Genomic DNA, 456 nt, shown 5'->3' with positions numbered 1-456 from the left:
TGCAAAAGAAGGCTTGGAAGTCTTGGTCGAAGTGTCACGCTTCTGGGCGGACCGCGTCCACTTCTCCAAACGCAACGGCAAATACATGATTCACGGCGTAACCGGTCCGAACGAATACGAAAACAACATCAACAATAACTGGTACACCAACACCCTCGCCGCATGGCTATTGGACTACACCCGCGAAGCCTTGGCGAAATACCCGCGTCCGGATTTGAACGTGAGTGCCGCCGAGCTGGAAAAATGGGCGGACATCAGCGCGAATATGTACCGTCCGCATGACGAAGAACTCGGCGTATTCGTGCAGCACGACGGCTTCCTCGACAAAGACATTCGCCCCGTGTCCGCGCTTTCGCCCGACGATTTGCCGCTCAACCAGAAATGGTCGTGGGACAAAATCCTGCGTTCGCCCTTCATCAAACAGGCGGACGTCTTGCAAGGCATCTACTTCTTCGG

Annotated in this window: 1 pseudogene; it reads left to right on the top strand. The window is 55.0% G+C overall.

Annotated features, from left to right (window positions below):
• Nucleotides 1-456, top strand: a pseudogene (locus ACTHUR_RS20490) (glycoside hydrolase family 65 protein); the annotation flags it as partial.

Source organism: Neisseria sp. P0021.S007, assembly GCF_051956855.1.
Note: the sequence above shows the minus strand (reverse complement) of the source record. Positions and strands in the feature narration are given on the sequence as shown.